Here is a 21,068-nt window from a genome sequence, read left to right as displayed (position 1 = left end):
GCTCACCGCGCGGCTCGTGCTGACCGCCGAGTATCTGGTCAGCGATCCGCTCGCTGGATGAGATGCGATGGGATCAGGATGGGCTGGCAATGGGCCGGAACGGGAGCCGCCGCCCGGACGGAGGCGGCGGATCATCAAGCTGCGACTGCGGAGTCGTCACGCCTGCTTCAGGCGGGCGATCCCGAGCAGTGTGTCCTTCAGCGTCTCGCTCACCGCGCGGCTGGCGCTGGCGGATGGGCCGACGCGCAAGGCCCCGGCGCGCCCGACGTAGTAGTGCCAGCCCTGCGGCGCCTTGGGATGGCTGCAGGTAAGCACAGTGTAGCGCTGCGTGGCGGCATCGGGGACGAGGCGCTCGCCCGAGGCGAGGAGAGCGGCGACCAGACGGTCGTGGAGCGTGGCCTTGGCCATGGCTCAGCCTTCCGCTTGCAAGCGATAGACCCGCCCGCGGGTCTCGTCCCGGTGCGAGGCCACGCCAAGGCCCAAGCGGCGCTTGAGCCCATGCGAGAGCGCGGCGCGCACCGTGTGCCTCTGCCATCCGAGTGCTGCTGCGATCTCGGCCACGCTGGCGCCCTCGGGTGCCTGCAGCATGGCGATGAGCGCGGCCTGCTTGGTGCCGTCGCGCTGGCGGCGCGGCGGCGGGGCAGGCGTGGCGACAGCCTCCTGCGAAGCGGGTGGTTCGGGCTCAGGATCGCAGATGTGGCAGCGCGTGGTGTGTGCAAGCTCGGTGCCAGCCAGATGGAGCCTGCGGCCTGCGCCGTTGCAGTGCGGGCATTGGGACTCCTCGTGCGCAGCGCCAGATCCTTGCGGGGCTGCAGCCTTGGCTCCCCCGGCGCTGCCGACGGCGGCAAGGCCTGCGGGCGTGATGTGAAGCAGGGTGGCGCGGCCGTCCTCGTCATTGCGCCAGAAAGTGTTGTGCTTGGCGCTGGCCTTGGTCCAGCTGCGGGTCACGGTCTCGGCGATGAGCCCGCGCCGCAGCAGGGCGGCAACGACCCGCCGGGCATTGGGTCCGCGCAGCGATCCGGGAAGCGGCAGGACATTGCCATCCGCGCGCTGGGCGGCGGCGCTCAGGACCATACGCTGGGTGTCGGAAACCGGCATGGGACTGCTCTGTGTCATGGTCATGCCTCGATCCCAAGGAAGCGGGCGATCTCGCGCAGCTGGTCGCGGACATGGGCAAGGCTGCCGACATGGCCCCAGTGCACGCTGTCGGGTTCGGCGTGGAAATGATCCTCGCTCAGCGCCTGCAGACGTTCGAGCAGCCTGTCGATTTCGAGCTTGTTGGCCATGAAGGCTTCGAGCGCTGCCTTGCTGTTGCGGCGGGCCTTCTCGGCGCGGGCCTCGTGGCGGGCGGTGGTGGTCAGGGTCATCTGCTTCCTCCGTTGGCGATGCATCCGGTAGAAGCGTGTTCGCTCTGTCCGCCCTGCTTATCAAGCGATTAAGCACATGATCTGAAACAATAATCCTGCCCCGCGCGGGTGGCTCGCGCGGGCCTTCCCGTCCCCCATCCCCATCGGAGATGACCCATGCCCAAACTGCGTGCCTATGGCGCGGATGCGACGCTCAAGATCGCCCGCGAGACGAGCTATGGCGTGATGCCGTCGAGCGGCTGGCGCAGCCTCGACTTCCGCTCGACCGACCTTGCCGCCACGCAACCGCTCGCCGCCGATCCGCTGCTCGGGCGCGGGCGCAATGCGCAGGATCCCTATCGCGGCCTCGTCACCGACGAGGGCCAGATCGACGTGCCGCTCGACCTGCGCGGCACAGGCTACTGGCTCACCGCCCTGTTCGGCCTGCCGACGACGAGCAGCGTGGCGGCAAGCGGATCGATCACCTTCGCCGCCAATCCCGCCGCCGGGCAGACGATCACGCTGAACGGCGTGGTCTGGACCTTCGTCACCGGCACGCCGGGGGCGCTGCAGACCCAGATCCAGGCGACCGTGACCCAGACCATCGACCAGCTGGTCACCAACCTCAACGCCTCGGCCAATCCCGAGGTCTCCAAATGCACCTACAGCCGCCCGCCGAGCACGCAGCGGCTCGAGATCGTCTTCGACACCACCGGCCCGAACGGCAACGGCTTCACCCTCGCGGCCTCGCACGCCACCCCTTCCGGCCCGCGGCTGACCGGCGGCGGGCACCTCCATGTCTGGCAGAGCGGGGCCGACGAGATCCCGAGCCACACGCTCGAAATCGGTCATCCGAAGCTCACCACCCCGGTGTTCTTCCGGCATCTCGGCACGGTGGCCGAGAGCATCGAGATCGAGCTTGGCCAGGAGGGCCCGGCCAATGCCCGGCTGCAGCTGGTGGCCCAGGGCGAGGAGCGCTCCGCCACCACCGTCGATGCCGCACCGGCCGCCTGGGCGCCGCGGCGCTTCGCCCAGGCGCGTGGCTACGTGCGTCGCGGCGGTTCGGCGCTGGCTGGGGTGACCGGCGGCGGGCTCACCTTCTCCAACAATCTCGAGCGGGTGCGGGTGATCCGCGAGGACGGGCGCATCGAGGCGGCCGATCCGACGCTGGCGACCGCCGAGGGCACGCTGGCGCTGCGCTTCGACGGGGCGACGCTGCTCGCCGAGGCGAGCGACGGCGATCCGGTCGCGCTCGAATATGGCCTGACCATGCCCGAGGGCTATGCCCTGCGCTTCGAGCTGCCGCGGGTGTTCCTGCCGCGCACCAAATATGCCGTCTCCGGCCCCGGTGGCATCGAGGCCCGCTTCGAGTGGCGCGCCGCCTTTGACGAGAGCGAGGACACCATGCTGCGCGTCCGCCTGCTCAACGATGTCGCCAGCTATGCCTGAGGAGGAGTGTTCCCGATGATCCGTCTCGACCTTGCCCGCGAGCCTGTCTGGCTCGATCTCGGCCACGGCGTGCGCCTGCTGGTAGCACCACTCACCACCGCGCTGATGGCCGCGGCCCGCAGCGATCCGGCGCTCGCCGCGCTCGGCGAGGATGCCTCAAGCGAGGCGCTTGCCGTTGCCATGGCCAAGGCGCTGGCGCGGCTCGCCGTGCGCGACTGGGAGGGCGTGGGCGATGCCAATGGCAATCCCTTGCCGCTCAGCGCCGAGGGCCTCGATGCGCTGCTCGACCTGCTGCCGTTCTTCGAGGCCTTCCAGCTCGGCTATGTGACGAAGGGTCTGCTGCTGGAGGAGGAAAAAAACGCCTCGCCGCCCTTGCCGAGTGGCACTTCGGCGGCGGGGAGCACTATTGCCGCGGCTGCCGCACCGCCTGCGGGCAGTGCCCTGCCGTCCTGAACCGCCCGCATACGCTCGAGGGCTGGCTGGTCTGGGATCTGGCGCAGCGCCTGTCCGGCCAGCTGCGCGCCGTGCCGGGCGCGGTCCTTGGCCTCGACCTCGCCGCGCAGATCAAGGCGCCGGGCGCGACCTGGCTCGACCATCGGCTGATCGAGCGGGGCGCAGGCGTCGCGGACGGCGGATTCGGGGCCGAGGTGCGCCGCGCGATGGACGCCCGCACCGATCATCTCGTCCGCGAAGGGCTGGCCCGGCGCTACGGCCAGCGCACGGTGTTCGAGCGCGGACTGCTCGACACGCTGCGCAAGCGCGAACTGGACGCCGTTGGCGCGAAGATCGCGGGCGAGACCGGCCTTGCCTACCACCCGGCCGCCACCGGCGAGAAGGTCGCCGGCGTCGTTCGCCAGCGGCTCGCGCTCGCCTCTGGCCGCTTCGCCATGATCGACGACGGGCTCGGCTTCAGCCTCGTGCCGTGGGCCAGCACGCTCGAACAGCAGCTCGGCCGTCAGGTCGCGGGCGTCGTCCGCGCTGGCGGCGGGATCGACTGGATACTCGGCCGCAAGCGCGGCCTCGGCCTCTAACGACAGGAGAACCCATGTCCGCGACCAAGATACTGTGGGGCCAGGTCATCACCGTGTTCCTGATCGTGCTTGCCGCAGTGTGGGGCGCGACTCAGTGGACCGCCGCCGCGCTCGCCTATCAGCCCGAGCTGGGACCGCCCTGGTTCATGCTCGGCGAGTGGCCCGTCTATCCTCCGCCCGCCTTCTTCTGGTGGTGGTTCTCGTTCGACGCCTACGCGCCGGACATCTTCAAGACCGGCGCGTTCATCGCCGCGTCGGGCGGGTTCGTGTCGATCGCGGTGGCCATCGGCATGTCGGTCTGGCGCGCGCGCGAGCTGAAGAATGCCGAGACCTACGGCTCGGCCCGCTGGGCGACCGAGCGGGAGGTGCGCGCAGCCGGGCTGCTGGGGGCGAACGGCGTGGTGCTCGGCAAGCTCGCCGCCGACTATCTGCGCCACGACGGCCCCGAGCATGTCCTGTGCTTCGCGCCGACGAGATCGGGCAAAGGCGTCGGCCTGGTCGTGCCATCGCTGCTGACCTGGCCGGCGTCGGCGATCGTCCACGACATCAAGGGCGAGAACTGGACACTGACCGCCGGCTTTCGCGCGCGGCACGGCCGGGTGCTGCTATTCGATCCGACGAACGCCACGTCCGCCGCCTACAATCCGCTGCTGGAGGTGCGGCGCGGCCAGTGGGAGGTGCGCGACGTGCAGAATGTCGCGGACGTGCTGGTCGATCCCGAAGGCAGCTTGGAGCGCCGAAACCACTGGGAGAAAACCTCACACTCGCTGCTGGTCGGAGCGATCCTGCACGTCCTCTATGCCGAGCCGGATAAGACCCTTGCCGGCGTTGCGGGATGCTTGTCGGACCCGTCGCGGACGATCGAGCAGACGCTGGCGGCGATGATGGCCACGCCGCACCTTGGCGAAGCAGGGGTGCATCCGGTCGTCGCCAGCGCCGCGCGCGAACTGCTGAACAAGTCGGACAACGAACGGTCGGGCGTGCTCAGCACCGCCATGTCGTTCCTCGGCCTGTATCGCGATCCCGTCGTCGCGCAGGTCACGCGCGCCTGCCAGTGGCGCATATCGGATCTGGTCGAGGGCGAACGGCCGGCGACGCTCTATCTGGTCGTGCCGCCCAGCGACATCTCGCGGACCAAGCCGCTGATTCGCCTCATCCTCAACCAGATCGGGCGCCGGCTGACCGAGGAGCTGACGCCCAAGCGGAACCGGCATCGCGTGCTGTTGATGCTCGACGAGTTTCCTGCGCTCGGCCGGCTCGACTTCTTCGAGTCCGCCCTGGCCTTCATGGCCGGATACGGACTCAAGGCATTCCTGATCGCGCAGAGCCTCAACCAGATCGAGAAGGCTTACGGGCCAAACAACGCGATCCTCGACAACTGCCATGTGCGAGTCAGCTTCGCCACGAATGACGAGCGCACCGCGAAGCGCGTGTCGGACGCGCTCGGCACCGCGACCGAGATGCGGGCGATGAAGAACTATGCCGGACATCGGCTGTCGCCGTGGCTCGGGCATCTGATGGTGTCTCGATCGGAGACCGCCCGCCAACTCCTCACGCCGGGCGAGGTGATGCAACTCCCGCCGGACGACGAGATTGTGATGGTCGCGGGCGTCCATCCGATCCGCGCGAAGAAGGCCCGCTACTTCCGCGACCCCCGGTTCGCCGAGCGAATCATGGACGCGCCGAAGCCGGCGAGCAGCACGCCCCGGCCCGACGATTGGACCGGCCGCGCGGCCGTCGCCAATCCGGCCGACGTGGCGCGGATCGTGCGCGCCCAGGAGGACGCCGCCAATGGCGGGCTGCGCCGCGAGCCCGAGTTGCCGGAGCATGTCGCCATCGCGCCGGAGACGCCGGCCCCGCCGAGCCAGGAGTTTGCGATCGTCGATGACGAGCCCGACGACGCTGCGCGGCAGGCGGCGGTGCGGCGGCGGATGCAGGGACTTGCGCGGCAGGCCTCACTCGACCCCGGCGACAGCATCGAGCTTTAGGAGACCGCGATGCGCGTGCGGCTTAATGTGTATTTCCCGCCAGCGCTCGCCAAGCAGGTTGACGAGCTGGCGATCCGGCGACGCATCTCGCGCTCGGCGATCGTGGAGGCGGCGGTCGCGTCCTATCTGTCGCCGGACGGCGCCGATCGGATGGAGGCGGCGTTCGCGCGCCGGCTCGATCGGCTTTCGCGACAGGTGCAGCGGCTGGAGCGCAACACGGGCCTCTCGACCGAGGCGCTGGCGCTGTTCGTCCGCTTCTGGCTGTCCGTGACCCCGCCGCTCCCCGACGAAGACCAGGCCGCCGCTCAGGTGAAAGGGCGGAAGCGCTATGAGGGCTTCATCGAGACGCTCGGCCGGCGCTACGCGAGCGGCAAGAGCCTGCTCGATGAAATCCCCGAAGATGTCTGGCCGAAGTCGCCGACCGATTCGGAGTGAACGCGCTCCGACCGGCCGCGCCACGGGAAGTCCGATCCGCACCCCGCAAGTATCTGCCGCCGCCTCTACTACGCTCCAAGCTATCTGTTGCAGCGTCCCGGTTTCTGCGTCTCTTGATGTGCCCCGACAGCCGGGCGGCGGTTCGCCCGGTCCACTTGAGGGGCCAGCGCCTTGACCGTCCGTCCGATCCGATCCGAGGCCAAGACGCGCGGGGCGCGAATGCTCCGCACGGCGCTCGGGCCGTCGATCGCGTCCTGGCTCGACGACCCCGCCGTGATCGAAGTGATGCTGAACCCGGACGGGCGGCTGTGGCTCGACCGCCTTGGCGAAGGCATCAGCGACACCGGCGAGCTGCTGAGCGCCGCCGACGGCGAGCGCATCGTCCGCCTGGTCGCACATCATGTCGGCGTCGAGGTTCATGCCCGAAGCCCGCGGGTCTCCGCCGAGTTGCCGGATGGGGGCGAGCGGTTCGAGGGTCTGCTGCCGCCCGTCGTCGCTGCGCCGGCCTTTGCAATCCGCAAGCCCGCCGTCGCGGTGTTCACACTCGACGATTACGCGACCGCCGGGATCATGTCATCGGCCGAGGCGGCGGCATTGCGCGAAGGCGTCGTCGACCGCGCCAACATCCTCGTCGCCGGCGGCACCGGGAGCGGCAAGACCACGCTGGTCAATGCGCTGCTCGCCGAAGTGGCAAAGACCGCCGACCGCATCGTCCTGATCGAAGACACACGCGAGCCGCAATGCGCAGCGCCGAATCTCGTCGCCATGCGGACCAAGGATGGCGTCGTCTCGCTGTCCGATCTCGTGCGGTCCTCGCTACGCCTGCGCCCCGACCGCATCCCGATCGGCGAGGTGCGCGGCGCCGAGGCGCTCGACCTCCTCAAAGCCTGGGGGACAGGACACCCCGGCGGCGTCGGCACCATCCACGCCGGCACCGCACTCGGGGCACTGCGCCGCATGGAGCAGCTCATTCAGGAGGCCGTGGTGACGGTCCCACGTGCGCTGCTGGCCGAGACCATCGACCTGATCGCCGTGCTGGTCCGCGACGGGCACGGCCGCCGCCTCACCGAGCTGGCCCGCGTCGAAGGGCTCGACCCCGCCACAGGCAACTACCGCCTCGCGCCGATTTCCACACCCCAGCCCGGAGACCTGTAATGACCAAGAACACCAAGCCTATCCTACTCGCCAAGCCCGTCGCGGACGCCAAGCGCCGCCTACTCGGGGGCACCATGCTCGACCGCCTCGGGCATGTCGGCGTCACCGCCACCGGGCTGCTCTATGCGGTGCCCGCGCACGCCGGCGGATCGTCGATGCCGTGGGAAGCGCCGCTCCAGTCGATCCTCGAAAGCATCGAGGGGCCGGTGGCCAAGATCGTCGCCGTCATCATCATCATCGTGACCGGCCTGACTCTGGCGTTCGGCGATACGTCGGGCGGCTTCCGCCGGTTGATCCAGATCGTGTTCGGCCTTTCCATCGCGTTCGCGGCGTCGAGCTTCTTCCTGTCCTTCTTCTCGTTCGGCGGCGGAGCGCTGATCGCGTGACCAGCCCGGCCGATCACGTCGAGCCGATCGCAGGCTATTTCGCGCCAGTCCACCGGGCGCTGACGGAGCCGATATTGCTGGGCGGCGCCCCGCGGGCGCTTGCCATCGTCAACGGCACGCTGGCGGGCGCGATCGGCCTCGGCCTGCGTCTCTGGATCGCCGGCCTCGTCATCTGGGCGATCGGCCACGCCCTTGCCGTTTGGGCCGCGCGCCGCGACCCGCAATTCGTGGACGTGGCCCGCCGCCACCTCCGCTACCCGACGTGGATGCAGCCATGATGAGCTTGCGCGAATACCGCAGCAAGGCGGCTACGCTCGCCGACTTCCTGCCCTGGGCCGCGCTGGTCGGCGAAGGCGTCGTTCTCAACAAGGACGGCTCGTTCCAGCGCACCGCGCGCTTCCGCGGTCCCGATCTCGACAGCGCCACGCCCGCCGAGCTAGTCTCGGTCACGGCACGGCTCAACAATTCGCTGCGCCGGCTCGGGTCTGGCTGGGCGGTCTTCGTCGAGGCGCAGCGCACGCCCGCGCTCGACTATCCCGAAGCAGCGTTCCCCGATCCCGTTTCCGCCTTGGTGGACATGGAACGGCGCGAGCAGTTCCGCGAGGAGGGCGCGCACTTCGAGAGCCGCTACTTCCTCACCCTCCTTTGGATGCCGCCGGCCGAGGAAGCCGCGCGCGCCGAGGGCTGGCTTTACGAAGGCCGCTCGACCACCGGCGTCGATCCCTGGGAGTTGCTGGCCGGCTTCCGCGACCGAAGCGACCGCGTGCTCAATCTGGTCGAAGGCTTCGTGCCCGAGGTGCGCTGGCTCGATGACGCCGAGACGCTGACCTACTTGCACAGCACGATCTCGACCCGTCGTCAGCGCGTCCGTGTGCCCGAGACCCCGATGCACCTCGACGCGCTGCTCGCCGACGAGCCGCTAACCGGCGGACTGGAGCCGCGCCTGGGCGAACATCACCTGCGCACGCTCACCATCGTCGGGTTCCCGAGCGTCACATTCCCCGGCTTGCTCGACGAGCTGAACCGGCTCGCCTTCGAATATCGCTGGTCCACCCGCGCGATCATGCTCGACAAGACCGACGCAACCAAGCTGCTGACTCGCATCCGACGCCAGTGGTTCGCCAAGCGCAAGTCCGTCGCCGCCATCTTGAAGGAGGTGATGACCAACGAGGCGAGCACGCTGCTCGACAGCGACGCCTCGAATAAGGCGGCCGACGCCGACATCGCCCTGCAGGAGTTGGGCGCCGACTATGCCGGCATGGCCTACGTCACCGCGACGGTGACTGTTTGGGACCGCGATCCCGCCATCGCCGCCGAGAAGCTGCGGCTGGTCGAGAAGATCATCCAGGGCCGCGATCTCACCGTGATTCCCGAGGGCATGAACGCGATCGAGGCATGGCTGGGGAGCCTTCCCGGTCACACCTACGCCAACGTCCGGCAACCCCCGATTTCCACCATCAATCTCGCCCACCTGATCCCCCTGTCAGCAGTATGGGCGGGGCCGGAACGGGACGAGCACTTCAGTGCAGCCCCCTTGCTCTACGCAAGAACCGAAGGCTCGACCCCGTTCCGGTTTTCCCTTCACGTCGGCGATGTCGGCCACACGCTGATCGTCGGCCCGACCGGCGCCGGCAAGTCGGTGCTGCTCGCGCTCATGGCGATGCAGTTCCGTCGCTACGAGAACAGCCAAGTCTTCGCCTTCGATTTCGGCGGGAGCATTCGCGCCGCCGCGATCGGCATGGGCGGCGACTGGCAGGATCTCGGCGGGATGCTCGCCGACGAGGCCGGCGACGGCGTGCAGCTCCAGCCGCTTGCGCGCATCGACGATCCGGCCGAGCGCGCCTGGGCGGCCGACTGGCTGGCGGCGATCCTCGCCAGCGAAGGCGTTGCGGTTGATCCGCAGGCCAAAGAGCATCTGTGGTCGGCGCTCGGATCGCTGGCCTCGGCCCCGGCTTCAGAACGGACGCTGACCGGGCTCGCGGTCCTGTTGCAGAGCCAACAGCTCAAGCAGGCGCTCGCGCCATACTGCATCGGCGGGACGTGGGGCCGGCTGCTCGACGCCGAGGCCGAGCGCATCGGCGAGGCCGACGTGCAGGCGTTCGAGACCGAGGGTCTGGTCGGTGCCGGTTCGGCCGCCGCGGTCCTGTCATACCTATTCCATCGCATCGGCGATCGGCTCGACGGCTCGCCCACGCTCATCATTATCGATGAGGGCTGGCTGGTGCTCGACAGCCCCGACTTCGCCGCGCAGCTCCGCGAATGGCTGAAAACCCTGCGCAAGAAGAACGCGAGCGTCGTCTTCGCCACGCAGAGCCTCGCCGACATCGAGACGAGCGACATCGCGCCCGCGATCATTGAGAGCTGCCCGACGCGCATCTTCCTGCCGAACGAGCGGGCCGCTGAGCCGCAGATCGCGGCCATCTATGAGCGGTTCGGGCTCAATGCCCGACAGATCGAAATCCTGAGCCGCGCCACGCCCAAGCGCGACTATTACTGCCAAAGCCGGCGCGGAAACCGTCTGTTCGAGTTGGGGCTGGGCGAGGTTGCGCTGGCGTTCGCCGCGGCCTCGGCCAAGACCGATCAGCTCGCCATCGCCGACATCATCGCCGCGCACGGCCAGTCCGGCTTCGCCGCCGAGTGGCTGCGGCGTCGCGGCTGCGCGTGGGCGGTCGAACTTCTTCCCGAACCCCAACCCGATCCGCTGGCCGGCCACCGGGAAGATACCGGCCAGCTTCCCCTTGCCTTGAAGGACACGACCCCATGAAGCCCTCCATCCTGCGCCGCGCCGTCCTGGCCGGCGCCATCGCCACGTCGAGCATGATCGGCATCACCGTTGCGACGCCCGCGCACGCGCAGTTCGGCGGCATCGTCTATGACCCGACTAACTATGCGCAGAACGTGCTGACGGCGGCCCGGTCGCTCCAGCAGATCAACAACCAGATTCAGCAAATCCAGAACCAGGCGACGAGCCTGCTTAACGAAGCGCGCAATCTGACCTCGCTGCCCTTTAGCCAGCTCCAGCAGCTCCAGAACCAATTCCAGCGGACGCAGCAGCTTCTCTCCGAGGCGCAGCGCATCGCCTACGATGTGCAGTCGATCGACCAGGCGTTCTCGCAGCGCTACCGCGGCACCAACCTCAGCGGCTCCGATAAGTCGCTCGTCGCCGACGCGCGCAGCCGCTGGGAGGCCAGCGTCGGCGCGTTCGAGGACGCCTTGAAGGTGCAGGCCGGCGTCGTCGGCAACCTCGACGGATCGCGCGCCTCGCTCGATCGGCTCGTCACGGCCAGCCAGTCGGCCGACGGGGCGCTGCAAGCGGCACAGGCCGGCAACCAGCTCATCGCGCTTCAGTCACAGCAACTCGCCGACCTTACCGCGCTCGTTGCCGCGCAGGGCCGGGCACAGTCGCTCGACATGGCGCAGCGCGCCGCCGCGCAGGCCCAGGCCCGCGAGCAACTCAGGCGGTTCCTCACCCCGCGCACCGGATACCAGCCCGGCAACGCACGGATGTTCCGAGACTGATCGCCGTGGATACCAAGCTTCTCGCCCGCCTCGGCGCGATCGTCTTCGTCGCCATCGCCATCACGATGACCGCGATCGAAATGGCGCGCGCGCCGGAACCGCCGCGCGAGGAGCCCCCGGCCATTGCCGACATCTCCGCGTCAACCGATCCGCTGCTGATCGAGCTGCGTCGCTGCCAATCGCTTGGGCAAGCCGGCGCCAGCGATCCCGATTGCCTGCGCGCCTGGGCGGAGAACCGTCGCCGCTTCCTCGCGCTCGGTGCGCGTCCCGCCGCCCGCATCGCCGATGGGGCCACTCCGCAGGAGAACTGACATGGGCGGCACCGGCGTCGTCGATCGTTTCTTGGATGTCTTCACCCGCTACATCGACAGCGGGTTCGGCCTGCTCGGCGGCGAAGTGGCGTTCATCGCCACCACGCTGATCGTCATCGACGTGACGCTGGCGGCTTTGTTCTGGAGCTGGGGCGCGGAAGACGACATCCTGGCGCGCCTCATCAAGAAGACGCTCTTCGTCGGCGTCTTCGCCTACATCATCGGCAACTGGAACAGCCTGGCGCGTATCGTCTTCGAGAGCTTCGCCGGGCTTGGCCTAAAGGCGTCTGGAACCGGGTTCACCGCCGCCGAGCTGCTACAGCCGGGCCGCGTCGCACAGGTCGGACTTGAAGCCGGCCAGCCGATCATCGAGTCCATCTCCGACCTCATGGGCTGGGTCTCGTTCTTCGAGAATTTCATCCAGATCGCCGTGCTGCTGTTCGCCTGGGCGCTGGTTATCCTTGCCTTCTTCATTCTCGCCATCCAGCTCTTCATCACCCTGATCGAGTTCAAGCTGGCGACACTCGCCGGGTTCGTGCTCATCCCGTTCGGCCTGTTCGGCAAAACCGCCTTCATGGCCGAGCGCGTGCTCGGGTTGGTCATCTCGTCCGGCGTCAAGGTGCTGGTTCTGGCGGTGATCGTAGGCATCGGTTCAACGTTGTTCGACGAGTTCCGAGCCGGCTTTGGCGGCGCACAGCCGAGCATCGAAGACGCAATGGCCGTCGCGCTCGCTTCGCTCTGTCTGCTTGGCCTCGGCATCTTCGGCCCATCCATCGCCAATGGTATCGTTTCCGGCGGCCCAGCGCTTGGCGCAGGCGCCGCGGCCGGCACCGTGCTTGCGGCCGGCGGCGCACTGGTTGGCGGAGCCGCCGCCGCTCGGCTCGGTGCTGGCGCGGCGGCCGGTGCGGCGGCTGGCGCAGCACGCGGCTCCGCCTTCGCCAGCGGCGCAGCGAAGAGCGCTTATGCCCTCGGCTCGGCCGGCAAAGCCGGCGCGGCCGCAGTTGCAGGCGGGACGGCCGGCGTCGGCCGCGCGGTTGCCGGCGCCGCCATGTCACCGCTGCGCAAGGCGGCCGCATCGCTCAAGGACAGCTATCGCTCCGGCGGCCGCGCCGCCATTACCGCGACCGGCGGCACGATTTCGGGCGGTTCGACTCCCGCGCCGGACAGCGGCGGCTCACCTGCCTGGGCGGCCGCCATGAAGCGCCGCCAGACCATGACCCACGGCGCGACCATCGCCGCCCATACGCTCCGATCCGGCGACGGTGGGGGCAGCGGCGCGTCCGTCGATCTCAGCCAGAAGGACTGACCTGCCATGTTCCGACGACCCTCGATCCGCTACGGCCAGACGCCCGAACCGACGACGCCATACCAGCGCGCCGCGCAAGCCTGGGACGACCGCATCGGCTCGGCCCGTGTTCAGGCCAAGAACTGGCGGCTCGCCTTCTTCGGAACGCTCGCGCTGTCTGGCGGCCTGGCCGCCGGCCTCGTCTGGCAATCGGCGCGCGGCCATATCGTGCCGTGGGTGGTGCAGGTCGATCGGCTCGGCGAGGCGCAGGCGGTCGCGCCGGCCGAAGCCGGCTACCGCCCGACCGATCCGCAGATCGCGTTTCATCTCGCCCGCTTCATCGAGCAGGTCCGGAGCATCCCGGCCGATCCGGTCATCGTCCGCCAGAACTGGCTTCGAGCCTATGACTTCACAACCGATCGCGGCGCGCTAGCGCTCAACGACTATGCGCGCGCCAACGACCCGTTCACGCAGGTCGGCAAGGTGCAGGTTGCGGTGGACGTGTCGAGCGTCATCCGCGCGTCGCCCGACAGCTTCCGCGTCGCTTGGACAGAGCGCCGCTATCAGGACGGCAGCCTAACCGCGACCGAGCGCTGGTCGGCGATCCTCACCGTCGTCGTGCAGCCGCCGCGCACGCCTGACGCCCTGCGCAAGAACCCGCTCGGTGTCTTCGTCAACGCCCTCAACTGGTCAAAGGAGCTGTCGCAATGACACGCATGTCCCGCCGCCATGCCGCCAGCGCGGCAATGCTGCTTTCCGCATCCGCGCTTGCCGGCTGCGCCACCACAACGGCGAAGCCGCCTTCCATCGCCTATGACGATCCGCCGCCCACCATCGCGGCGACGCCCGCGCCGGCGCCGTCACGGCCCATCGAGGTTGTTACTATTCCCGAACCGCTGCCTCTGCCTGGACAATTAAAGCCGGTGGTAGAGGCCGCGTCATCGACCGAGCCTGCCGATCCGCGCCGCCGGGTCGGGGCGGCCAACGCCGCCGCGCGCGTGCAGCCCATGCGCGACGGCTTCATCAACGCGATCCAGCAATATCCTTGGTCGGAGGGCGCGCTCTATCAGGTCTATGCCGCGCCCGGCCAGGTGACGGACATCGCCTTGCAGGAAGGCGAGCAGCTCGTGGGGCCGGGGCCGGTCGCGGCGGGCGATACCGTGCGCTGGATCATCGGCGACACTATTAGCGGCAGCGGCCCCACGGCGCGCGTGCATATCATGGTGAAGCCCACCCGGCCCGACCTTGCCACCAACCTCGTCATCAACACCGACCGCCGCACTTACCATCTTGAGCTGCGGGCGACGGCCTCGACCTATATGGCGTCGGTGTCCTGGACCTATCCGCAGGACCAGCTCATCGCGCTGCGCGGCGCCAATGCCGCCGCCGCAGCCGCCGCGCCGGTTGCGGCCGGTGTGGACGTAACGGCGCTGAGCTTCCGCTACCGCATCGAGGGCGACCGCGCGCCGTGGCGTCCGGTCCGAGCGTTTGATGACGGCCGGCAGGTGTTCATCGAGTTTCCCGCTGGGATTTCGCAAGGCGAGATGCCGCCGCTGTTCGTGACCGGCGCGGCCGGCGACGCCGAGTTGGTCAATTACCGCGTGCAGGGCCGCTACATGGCGGTCGATCACCTGTTCGCCGCCGCCGAGCTGCGCCTGGGCGACCGCCGCAGCGAGCAGCGCGTTCGCATCGTGCGCGACGATGGACGGCGGGGGCGGCCGTGAGCGATCCGATCGACACACCGACCGTAGAGCCGGCCGGGCCGCGTTCCGATCCCCAAGCCTTCCAGCTTCGGGGCGATCCGCCGCGCGTCATGCGCCTCTCGCGCAAGGCGCTTGCCGTCGTTGGCGTCGCCGCTGGCCTCGGCATCGGCGGCTCGCTGATCTACGCGCTCAAGCCGCCCGGCGATCGGCAGGCCGAGGAACTCTACAACACCGAGAACCGCTCGACCGCCGAGACCATCACGTCCGGGCCGCGCGACTATGCGCAGGCGCCCCGGCTGGGTCCGCCGCTCCCAGGCGACCTTGGCGGCCCGATCGTATCGGCCCAGCAGCGCGGCGAGAACGTGCCGGTGCCGCCGGTCGGCGCGCAGCCGGGGGAGCCCGATCCGCGCGCGCAGGCGGCTGAGGCCGCGCGCCAGCGCGCGCAACAGGAGCGCGACGCCGCCCGTATGAGCGGCGTGTTCCTCGGCGGCAACTCGGCCAATGCTGGCGGAGCTGCCGCCGCGCCGACGCTGGCGCTGCCCGATCCGGCCGCCCGACAGCCGCAGCAGGCGACAGCGGCGCAGGGCGACCCGCCCACCAAGCGCGCCTTCATGGCGCAGACGTCCAACCAGCGCACGGTCAGCGTCGAGCGGTTAGTTGCGCCGGCATCGCCCAACATCGTGCAGGCCGGCGCCGTCATCCCGGCCGCGCTCATCACCGGCATCCGTTCCGACCTGCCCGGCCAGATCACCGCCCAGGTGACGACCAACGTCTATGACAGCCCCACCGGCCGCATCCTGCTGATTCCGCAGGGTGCGCGGCTGATTGGCGAATATGACAGCGAGGTCGCCGCCGGGCAGACCCGCGTGCTGCTTGCCTGGGATCGCCTCATCATGCCGGATGGGCGCTCGATCGTTCTCGAGCGCCAGCCCGGCGCGGACGGATCGGGCTTCGCGGGGCTACAGGACCGCGTGAACCAGCATTGGGGCAATCTGCTCAAAGCTGCTGCGGTTTCGACGCTGCTCGGCGTGGGCGCCGAGCTGAGCGTGGATAGTGAGGATGCCCTGACCCGCGCTCTGCGTCGGGGATCGCAGGACACCATCAACCAGACCGGGCAGCAGATCGTGCGTCGCCAACTCAATGTGCAACCGACGCTCACCATCCGGCCTGGGCATCCGCTGCGTGTGGTCATCACGCGCGATCTGGTACTTGAACCCATCGGAGGAACGCGATGACGAAGTTGAAGCTCGGGCCGCTCGCCGACGACCGGCCGGTAAAGCTCACCGTAGAGCTGCCTGCGACCGTGCACCGCGATCTTGCCGCCTATGCCGCCGCTCTGGCGGCAGAGACTGGCGGCGAGGCCGTGACGCCGGAGAAGCTGGTCGCGCCGATGCTTGTGCGTTTCATGGCGAGCGACCGAGGCTTTGCGCGCGGACGGCGCAGCGCGAAGGGCTAATCGTCCCGCGAGGATCAGTTGCCGAGGAAGCGCTTCCGACGTTCCTGCGCATCGACCTTGATGATTGCTTCCTCCGCTGTGGCACATTCTTCGCCACGCACAGATCCATCGCGGCATCCGGCGACGACCTGACGGGCCTCGTCGATATGAGCCACGAAATACTGCGTGCCGCGCGCCTCGCCTGTTACGGGCGGCGCCGGCGATGCAACAGCAATAGTATCGGCTTGCTGCGGTGGCGCGATCACCGGCCGCAAGACGAAACCTCCTGCGAACCCGATAGCCAAGGTAACTAGCACGATGATGATTGTCTTGCCTGGCAACACGGTGATTACTCCCGAGAGATGTATGCGTAACTTACTGGAATTGCTGCACCAAATCAAAAGAGAGCGCATAGCGCGTCTTGATAAATCCAAGGAATCGCCGGAGCGCGGGGTTGCGGTTGTCATCGCGCCAATAGCCCGAATAGCCAAGCAGCGCCGGCCCTTGTTCCCCGTGGATCGGGCGATACACCACGTCGGGATAACGTGCCCCCGTTGCACCCTCACAAACGATGGTCACTCCGCGGCCCCCGCCTAATACGCTTAGGATCGTCTCGCGGCTCGACTGGTGCATTCGAATGTCCGGCTTAGAGGCTGACGCCGGCAATCTGCCAAGCAGCATGTCGCGGATTTCGGAGCCGGGGTCGGCTGCGGGCAGCAGAAATCGCTCGTTCCGCAGGTCTGTCCAATGAACTACTTCGCGTTCGGCCAAAGGACTAGATGCCGGGAGCGCGACAAGCACCCGCTCGCTCCACAACGCCTCGCAGCGAAAGCCATCGTGGCTAAGTGCACCCATCAAAATCGCAATGTCGATCTCGCTGGTATCCAACCCGGCGAGCAGGACGTTGCGGTCCGCCTCAACACATTCGACTTCCACAGCAGGATGCGCTTGGCTCCAGTTCATCATTGTCGCCCGAAGGTGGCCCGCTGAAACTGAGCTATTGTGTCCCAACCGGAGACCACCAGCGCGGCCCTGACCAGCAGCGCGCATCATCGCTACAAGCTTGTCCGCGTTCACCACGATTGACCTCGCGCCTCGCAGAAAGGTGTTGCCTGCAAGCGTTGTCGTGACGCCCGCGCGCGATCGCTCGAATATGGGCGTGCCGACGGCGCGCTCCAATTTGAGAATGTTACGACTAAGCGTGGATTGCTCGATGTCTAAAGCACGTGCAGCGCGGTAGAAGCTGCCGTGATCCGCAGCCGCAATGGCGTAGCGAAGTTGGCGGATGTCAAATGGCATCGGGAGCGCGACTCACAACCGCTACAGAGCTTCGCGGCCTGGGAGCGCGGACGGCTGGGTAACTCTATGCGCGGGATCGCGATAAGCCAGCAGTCGCAAAGCATTGAAGACGACCAACAAGGTCGACCCTTCGTGCATCGCCACCGCTGGTCCAATGCCAAGCCCGAAGATTGTGGCTGGCACGAGGATTGCGACAACGCCCAGGCTGACGAAGACATTCTGGCGTATGATCGACCGCGTGCTGCGGCTCAGACCGACAGCGAACGGTAGATGCCATAGATCGTCGGCCATGAGCGCGACGTCGGCTGTCTCAAGCGCGACGTCCGATCCGGCGGCGCCCATCGCTATGCCTACCGTCGCCGTCGCCAAAGCGGGTGCGTCGTTCACACCGTCGCCAACCATCGCGACCTTGGCATCGGCGCGCAGCTTCTTGATGGCGTCGACCTTGTTCTCTGGCAGGAGATCGCCCCAGGCTTCGTCGAGCCCTACGTCCTTGGCGATTGCTTCGGCGGCAAGCTGGTGATCGCCGGAAATCATGATCATGCGCCGGATGCCGATTGCGCGCAGCCGTTCGAGAGCTTCCCGCGCTCCCTGTCGTGGCGTGTCGAGCAACCCGATGACGCCGAGATCCCGCTCGCCGTGGCGGACGATCATGATCGTCTGCCCGGTCTCCCGGAGCGGCGACAGGATGTCGCGCACGTCCTGCGAGAGAGGCGCGATGCCGTCGGTGCCGAACATCTCGGCCTTGCCGATGAGGACTTCTCGTCCATCGACAACGGCCGAGACGCCGCGACCTGTGAGGCTCTTCAGGTTCTCCGCGTGGGGAACTTGACGCGCGCCGATATGCTCGCGCCCATCTCGCGCGATTGCCTGCGCAAGTGGATGATCGCTCAGCGATTCGACCGCCACCGCGACGGCCATCATGTCCTCCTTGGACACGCCGGGGGCAGTGATGACCTGCTGGATGCGCGGCTTGCCTTTGGTGAGCGTGCCGGTCTTGTCGAAGGCGATCGCATCAAGCGAGCCAAGCAGCTCAAGCGGGGCGCCCCCTTTGATCAGCACGCCGCCCCGCGCCGCTCGCGCGACGCCTGAGAGGACGGCGCTCGGCGTAGCGATGGCGAGTGCACAGGGGCTCGCGGCGACCAGCACCGCCATCGCGCGATAGAAGCTGTCGCGGAACGGTTCATCCACGACCACCCATGCGAACAGCAGGACGAAAGCGAGCGTCAGGACGGCCGGCACGAAGACGCGCTCGAACCTGTCGGTGAACCGCTGCGTCGGCGATTTCTGAGTTTCCGCCTCGCTGACGAGCTTAACCACCTTGGCGAGCGTGCTTTCGGTGGACAGCCGCGTCACCTCGATCTCGATGAGGCCGCTGCCGTTGATTGTGCCGGCGAACACCCGATGCGCCGCATCGACCCGATCGGGGTTGGCGCGTGCGGCGGCGTCATCCATGACGGGTCGCTTATCGACGGGCATGCTTTCGCCCGTCACCGGAGCCTGGTCGATGGCTGTTGTGCCCTTGACGACGAAGCCGTCCGCCGCGACCCGCTCATCGGGTTTCACAACGACGATCTCCCCGATTTTCAAGTCTTCGACCGGAACCTCGCTCGTGCCGCCGTCCGCTCGACGGACCGTGGCGCGCCGTGGCGCCAGCTCGGCGAGCGCTTCAATCGCGCGCTTCGCGCGGCCCATCGCATAGTGTTCGAGTGCGTGGCCCAGGCTGAACAGGAACAGGAGCAGCGCGCCTTCGGCGAACGCGCCGAGCGCGGCGGCGCCAGCGGCAGCGACCAGCATCAGCGTGTCGATTTCGAACTTCTTCAGGCGAAGGTTGTCGATCGCCTCGCGCAGCGTGAAAAAGCCGCCGAAGCCGTATGCGCCGATATAGAGTGCCGTCGGCAGCCATTCCGGGGCACCTGCGACCAGCTTTTCGATGCCGAACCCGATCGCCAGAAGGGTGCCGCAGGCCAGCGCGAAGATCAGTTCGGTATTCGGACCGAGAACGCCGCCATGCGCATGGTCGTGGCCGTCACCGGGGGCGTGCTCCGGCTCGGGTCGATCGCGGGCATGATCATGACCATGATGGTCCCCGGCCTTCTTCGGTGCAGGTTGGGCGACCGCGCCCAGCTTCGTCAGCTCGGCGCGAATGTCGTCGCTGGAGAGCTGCTCGCGATCATATTCGACCCGCACCATGCCCGCGACCGAGGCATCCGCCTCGATCACGCCGGTCAGCGCGCGGAGGCTTTCAGCGATCGTGCGTGCGCGGCGCGCATGACCAATGCCGGCGACCTCCCAAAGAATATGGCCATAGCGGTCGCTGATCGCGGCCCCAGCGGCGCGGACGATCTCGCGGATGCGCGCGAGCGAAAGGATGTCGGGATCGTAATGCACGCAGAGCTGTGCCGGCGCGCCGCCGGCAGCAGCAACGACATGCGCCGTCCCGATTCCCGGCCGCGCTCCCAGCATCTCGGTCAATCTGCCGATGCACGCATCGGACTCGTCGGGGATCTCGGGCAACAACAACGGCAGATCGAGCCGAAACGTCTCGGTCATGCGTCCTTCTCCTTGATTTCATGGGCTTCGCGCCGTGCATCGCGCAGGATTTCGATGCCGCCCTTGACGGCGATAAGGGCAGTGGCGAACCCCACAACCAGATCGGGCCAGTTCGATCCCAACCACCACACCAGGGCGCCGGCGACGAGAATGCCGCCGTTCGAGATGAAGTCGTTGAAGCTGAATGTCGTCGCCGCACGTAGGTTGACGTCGGGCTCGCGGACCCGCTGAAGCAACTTCAGGCAGGCATAGTTCACGGCCGCAGCCACGGCTGACATCAACATCATGGTGACGCCGATCGGCTCGCTCCCTTGGAGATAGCGCCGACCCACGTCGAGCAGCACGCCGCCGGCGAATACCAGCAGCATGACACCCGACACAGTTGCGGCCCCGACCTTCCACTTGGCGGCCCGGCCGAGTGCGGCCAGGCTGAGCGCGTAGACTGCCGCGTCCGACAGATTGTCGAGGCCATTGGCGAGCAGCGCGCTGGAGTCGGCCGTCACTCCGGCGACCAAGAAGGCGATTGCAATACCGGCGTTAAGGACGAGCACGATCCAGAGCGTGCGGCGCTCGCTGGGCGCGCCCGCGGAAGCAGGGTCAGTCATTCGCAGCCTTTCGGGGGGGCTGGGCTTTGCGGGCGCGCCGGCGGTGGCGATTGATGGTGAAGCTGCTGCCGCGCACCTCCCTGGTGAGGTAGCGCACTAGCGCCGCATCTTGCGTCCGCATGGAGCGGCGAAGGCGTCGCCGCACAAGATAACTGAGCGGACTCAGCGCGCCTTCGATCGTGACCGTATGGCGAACTCGTGTCTGCGGGCCGGCCTCTTCGAGCGCATATTCCTCGCTCAGGGTGAACACCCCGCCGAGGCCGATGCGCCAGGCGAACCGCTGCGCTCGATCGTAGGCGACGATCCTCGCTTCGGTGCTTAGCGGCAGCTCCCCCTTGAGCATGCCGAAGGTCAAACCGACTTCGGCGTGTGGGGTAGCGACGCCGCGAAAGCGATAGGTCGGATGCCACAGTGCGAACGCGGCCAGATCGGCGATATAAGTCCAAACCCGGATCGGCGTGATGGTCAGGGCGAAAGCGGTGATCTCCTTCATGGTCCGCGCCCCTCTTCGCTGGTGGGCCTTGCGGCGGACGGCATAGCCGCCCGCCGTTCAGCCCGGACGGCGAAG

Annotated in this window: 24 protein-coding genes; 16 read left to right on the top strand and 8 right to left on the bottom strand. The window is 68.1% G+C overall.

Annotated elements, in window-relative coordinates; all coding sequences use genetic code 11:
- Nucleotides 1-156: 156 nt before the first annotated feature.
- The 3 genes from G524_RS0110870 to G524_RS15700 are packed head-to-tail and all read right to left on the bottom strand — an operon-like array spanning nt 157 to nt 1,367.
- A complete protein-coding gene (locus tag G524_RS0110870) occupies nt 157-408 on the bottom strand; it encodes a hypothetical protein (RefSeq protein WP_027443742.1) in 252 nt (83 codons plus the stop codon).
- Nucleotides 409-411: 3 nt separating this feature from the next.
- Complete coding sequence (locus G524_RS0110865; protein WP_211219334.1) at nt 412-1,122, bottom strand: DUF3489 domain-containing protein; 711 nt, start codon at nt 1,120-1,122, stop codon at nt 412-414.
- Nucleotides 1,119-1,367, bottom strand: coding sequence for a hypothetical protein (locus G524_RS15700; RefSeq protein WP_051221149.1), 249 nt, complete (start codon nt 1,365-1,367; stop codon nt 1,119-1,121). The genes G524_RS0110865 and G524_RS15700 overlap by 4 nt, the downstream gene beginning before the upstream one ends.
- A 156-nt stretch (nt 1,368-1,523) precedes the next feature.
- Between G524_RS15700 and G524_RS0110855 the strand changes: the two genes are divergently transcribed.
- The 16 genes from G524_RS0110855 (at nt 1,524) to G524_RS0110780 (ending at nt 16,064) form a co-directional block, all read left to right on the top strand.
- Complete coding sequence (locus tag G524_RS0110855) at nt 1,524-2,795, top strand: phage tail tube protein (RefSeq protein ID WP_027443740.1); 1,272 nt, start codon at nt 1,524-1,526, stop codon at nt 2,793-2,795.
- A 15-nt stretch (nt 2,796-2,810) separates the two neighbouring features.
- Nucleotides 2,811-3,248, top strand: coding sequence for a hypothetical protein (locus G524_RS0110850; RefSeq protein ID WP_027443739.1), 438 nt, complete (start codon nt 2,811-2,813; stop codon nt 3,246-3,248).
- Between the two features lie 71 nt (nt 3,249-3,319).
- The gene (locus G524_RS0110845; protein WP_027443738.1) at nt 3,320-3,826 is read left to right on the top strand and encodes a DUF3363 domain-containing protein; all 507 of its coding nucleotides are present in this window, start codon (nt 3,320-3,322) and stop codon (nt 3,824-3,826) included.
- Between the two features lie 14 nt (nt 3,827-3,840).
- Complete coding sequence (locus tag G524_RS0110840; RefSeq protein ID WP_027443737.1) at nt 3,841-5,814, top strand: conjugal transfer protein TraG; 1,974 nt, start codon at nt 3,841-3,843, stop codon at nt 5,812-5,814.
- Between the two features lie 9 nt (nt 5,815-5,823).
- Nucleotides 5,824-6,249, top strand: a complete 426-nt coding sequence (locus G524_RS0110835; protein ID WP_027443736.1) for a ribbon-helix-helix domain-containing protein — start codon at nt 5,824-5,826, stop codon at nt 6,247-6,249.
- Between the two features lie 171 nt (nt 6,250-6,420).
- On the top strand, nt 6,421-7,404 hold the full coding sequence (gene trbB, locus G524_RS0110830) for a P-type conjugative transfer ATPase TrbB (RefSeq protein WP_027443735.1): 984 nt from the start codon (nt 6,421-6,423) through the stop codon (nt 7,402-7,404).
- A 74-nt stretch (nt 7,405-7,478) separates the two neighbouring features.
- Nucleotides 7,479-7,790, top strand: coding sequence for a TrbC/VirB2 family type IV secretion system protein (locus tag G524_RS0110825; protein WP_027443734.1), 312 nt, complete (start codon nt 7,479-7,481; stop codon nt 7,788-7,790).
- A complete protein-coding gene (locus tag G524_RS0110820; protein WP_027443733.1) occupies nt 7,787-8,068 on the top strand; it encodes a VirB3 family type IV secretion system protein in 282 nt (93 codons plus the stop codon). Before G524_RS0110825 ends, G524_RS0110820 begins: the two co-directional genes overlap by 4 nt.
- Entirely contained in the window at nt 8,065-10,554 is a 2,490-nt protein-coding gene (gene trbE, locus G524_RS0110815) for a conjugal transfer protein TrbE (RefSeq protein ID WP_027443732.1), read from the top strand. Before G524_RS0110820 ends, trbE begins: the two co-directional genes overlap by 4 nt.
- Nucleotides 10,551-11,309 (top strand): P-type conjugative transfer protein TrbJ, encoded by a 759-nt coding sequence (trbJ, locus tag G524_RS0110810; protein WP_036857804.1) that lies wholly within the window; start codon nt 10,551-10,553, stop codon nt 11,307-11,309. Before trbE ends, trbJ begins: the two co-directional genes overlap by 4 nt.
- Nucleotides 11,310-11,314: 5 nt before the next feature.
- On the top strand, nt 11,315-11,620 hold the full coding sequence (gene trbK-alt, locus G524_RS0110805; RefSeq protein ID WP_027443730.1) for a putative entry exclusion protein TrbK-alt: 306 nt from the start codon (nt 11,315-11,317) through the stop codon (nt 11,618-11,620).
- A gap of 1 nt (nt 11,621) precedes the next feature.
- The gene (gene trbL, locus G524_RS0110800) at nt 11,622-12,926 is read left to right on the top strand and encodes a P-type conjugative transfer protein TrbL (protein WP_027443729.1); all 1,305 of its coding nucleotides are present in this window, start codon (nt 11,622-11,624) and stop codon (nt 12,924-12,926) included.
- Nucleotides 12,927-12,932: 6 nt separating this feature from the next.
- Nucleotides 12,933-13,616, top strand: coding sequence for a conjugal transfer protein TrbF (gene trbF / locus G524_RS0110795; protein WP_027443728.1), 684 nt, complete (start codon nt 12,933-12,935; stop codon nt 13,614-13,616).
- Nucleotides 13,613-14,629, top strand: coding sequence for a P-type conjugative transfer protein TrbG (gene trbG, locus G524_RS0110790; RefSeq protein ID WP_027443727.1), 1,017 nt, complete (start codon nt 13,613-13,615; stop codon nt 14,627-14,629). Before trbF ends, trbG begins: the two co-directional genes overlap by 4 nt.
- Nucleotides 14,626-15,843 carry a TraB/TrbI/VirB10 family type IV secretion system protein gene (locus G524_RS0110785; protein ID WP_027443726.1) on the top strand — a complete coding sequence of 406 codons (1,218 nt, stop codon included), beginning with the start codon at nt 14,626-14,628 and terminating at the stop codon, nt 15,841-15,843. The genes trbG and G524_RS0110785 overlap by 4 nt, the downstream gene beginning before the upstream one ends.
- Entirely contained in the window at nt 15,840-16,064 is a 225-nt protein-coding gene (locus tag G524_RS0110780) for a DUF2274 domain-containing protein (protein WP_027443725.1), read from the top strand. Before G524_RS0110785 ends, G524_RS0110780 begins: the two co-directional genes overlap by 4 nt.
- Nucleotides 16,065-16,078: 14 nt before the next feature.
- On the opposite strand, the gene G524_RS16650 is transcribed toward G524_RS0110780, so the two are convergent.
- Genes G524_RS16650 through G524_RS0110760 form a run of 5 tightly spaced genes read right to left on the bottom strand, consistent with a single transcriptional unit; the run spans nt 16,079 to nt 20,993 of the window.
- Entirely contained in the window at nt 16,079-16,387 is a 309-nt protein-coding gene (locus G524_RS16650) for an EexN family lipoprotein (RefSeq protein WP_084625152.1), read from the bottom strand.
- A gap of 31 nt (nt 16,388-16,418) precedes the next feature.
- On the bottom strand, nt 16,419-17,342 hold the full coding sequence (locus tag G524_RS15695) for a LysR family transcriptional regulator (protein WP_036857803.1): 924 nt from the start codon (nt 17,340-17,342) through the stop codon (nt 16,419-16,421).
- A gap of 21 nt (nt 17,343-17,363) precedes the next feature.
- The gene (locus G524_RS15690; protein ID WP_051221146.1) at nt 17,364-19,895 is read right to left on the bottom strand and encodes a heavy metal translocating P-type ATPase; all 2,532 of its coding nucleotides are present in this window, start codon (nt 19,893-19,895) and stop codon (nt 17,364-17,366) included.
- Nucleotides 19,892-20,500, bottom strand: a complete 609-nt coding sequence (locus G524_RS0110765; protein WP_027443724.1) for a cation efflux transmembrane domain-containing protein — start codon at nt 20,498-20,500, stop codon at nt 19,892-19,894. The genes G524_RS15690 and G524_RS0110765 overlap by 4 nt, the downstream gene beginning before the upstream one ends.
- On the bottom strand, nt 20,493-20,993 hold the full coding sequence (locus tag G524_RS0110760; RefSeq protein WP_027443723.1) for an SRPBCC family protein: 501 nt from the start codon (nt 20,991-20,993) through the stop codon (nt 20,493-20,495). Before G524_RS0110760 ends, G524_RS0110765 begins: the two co-directional genes overlap by 8 nt.
- Nucleotides 20,994-21,068: the final 75 nt, after the last annotated feature.

The organism is Erythrobacter cryptus DSM 12079, assembly GCF_000422985.1.
Taxonomy (GTDB): Bacteria; Pseudomonadota; Alphaproteobacteria; order Sphingomonadales; family Sphingomonadaceae; genus Erythrobacter; species Erythrobacter cryptus.
This window is presented reverse-complemented; position numbering and strand designations above follow the sequence as displayed.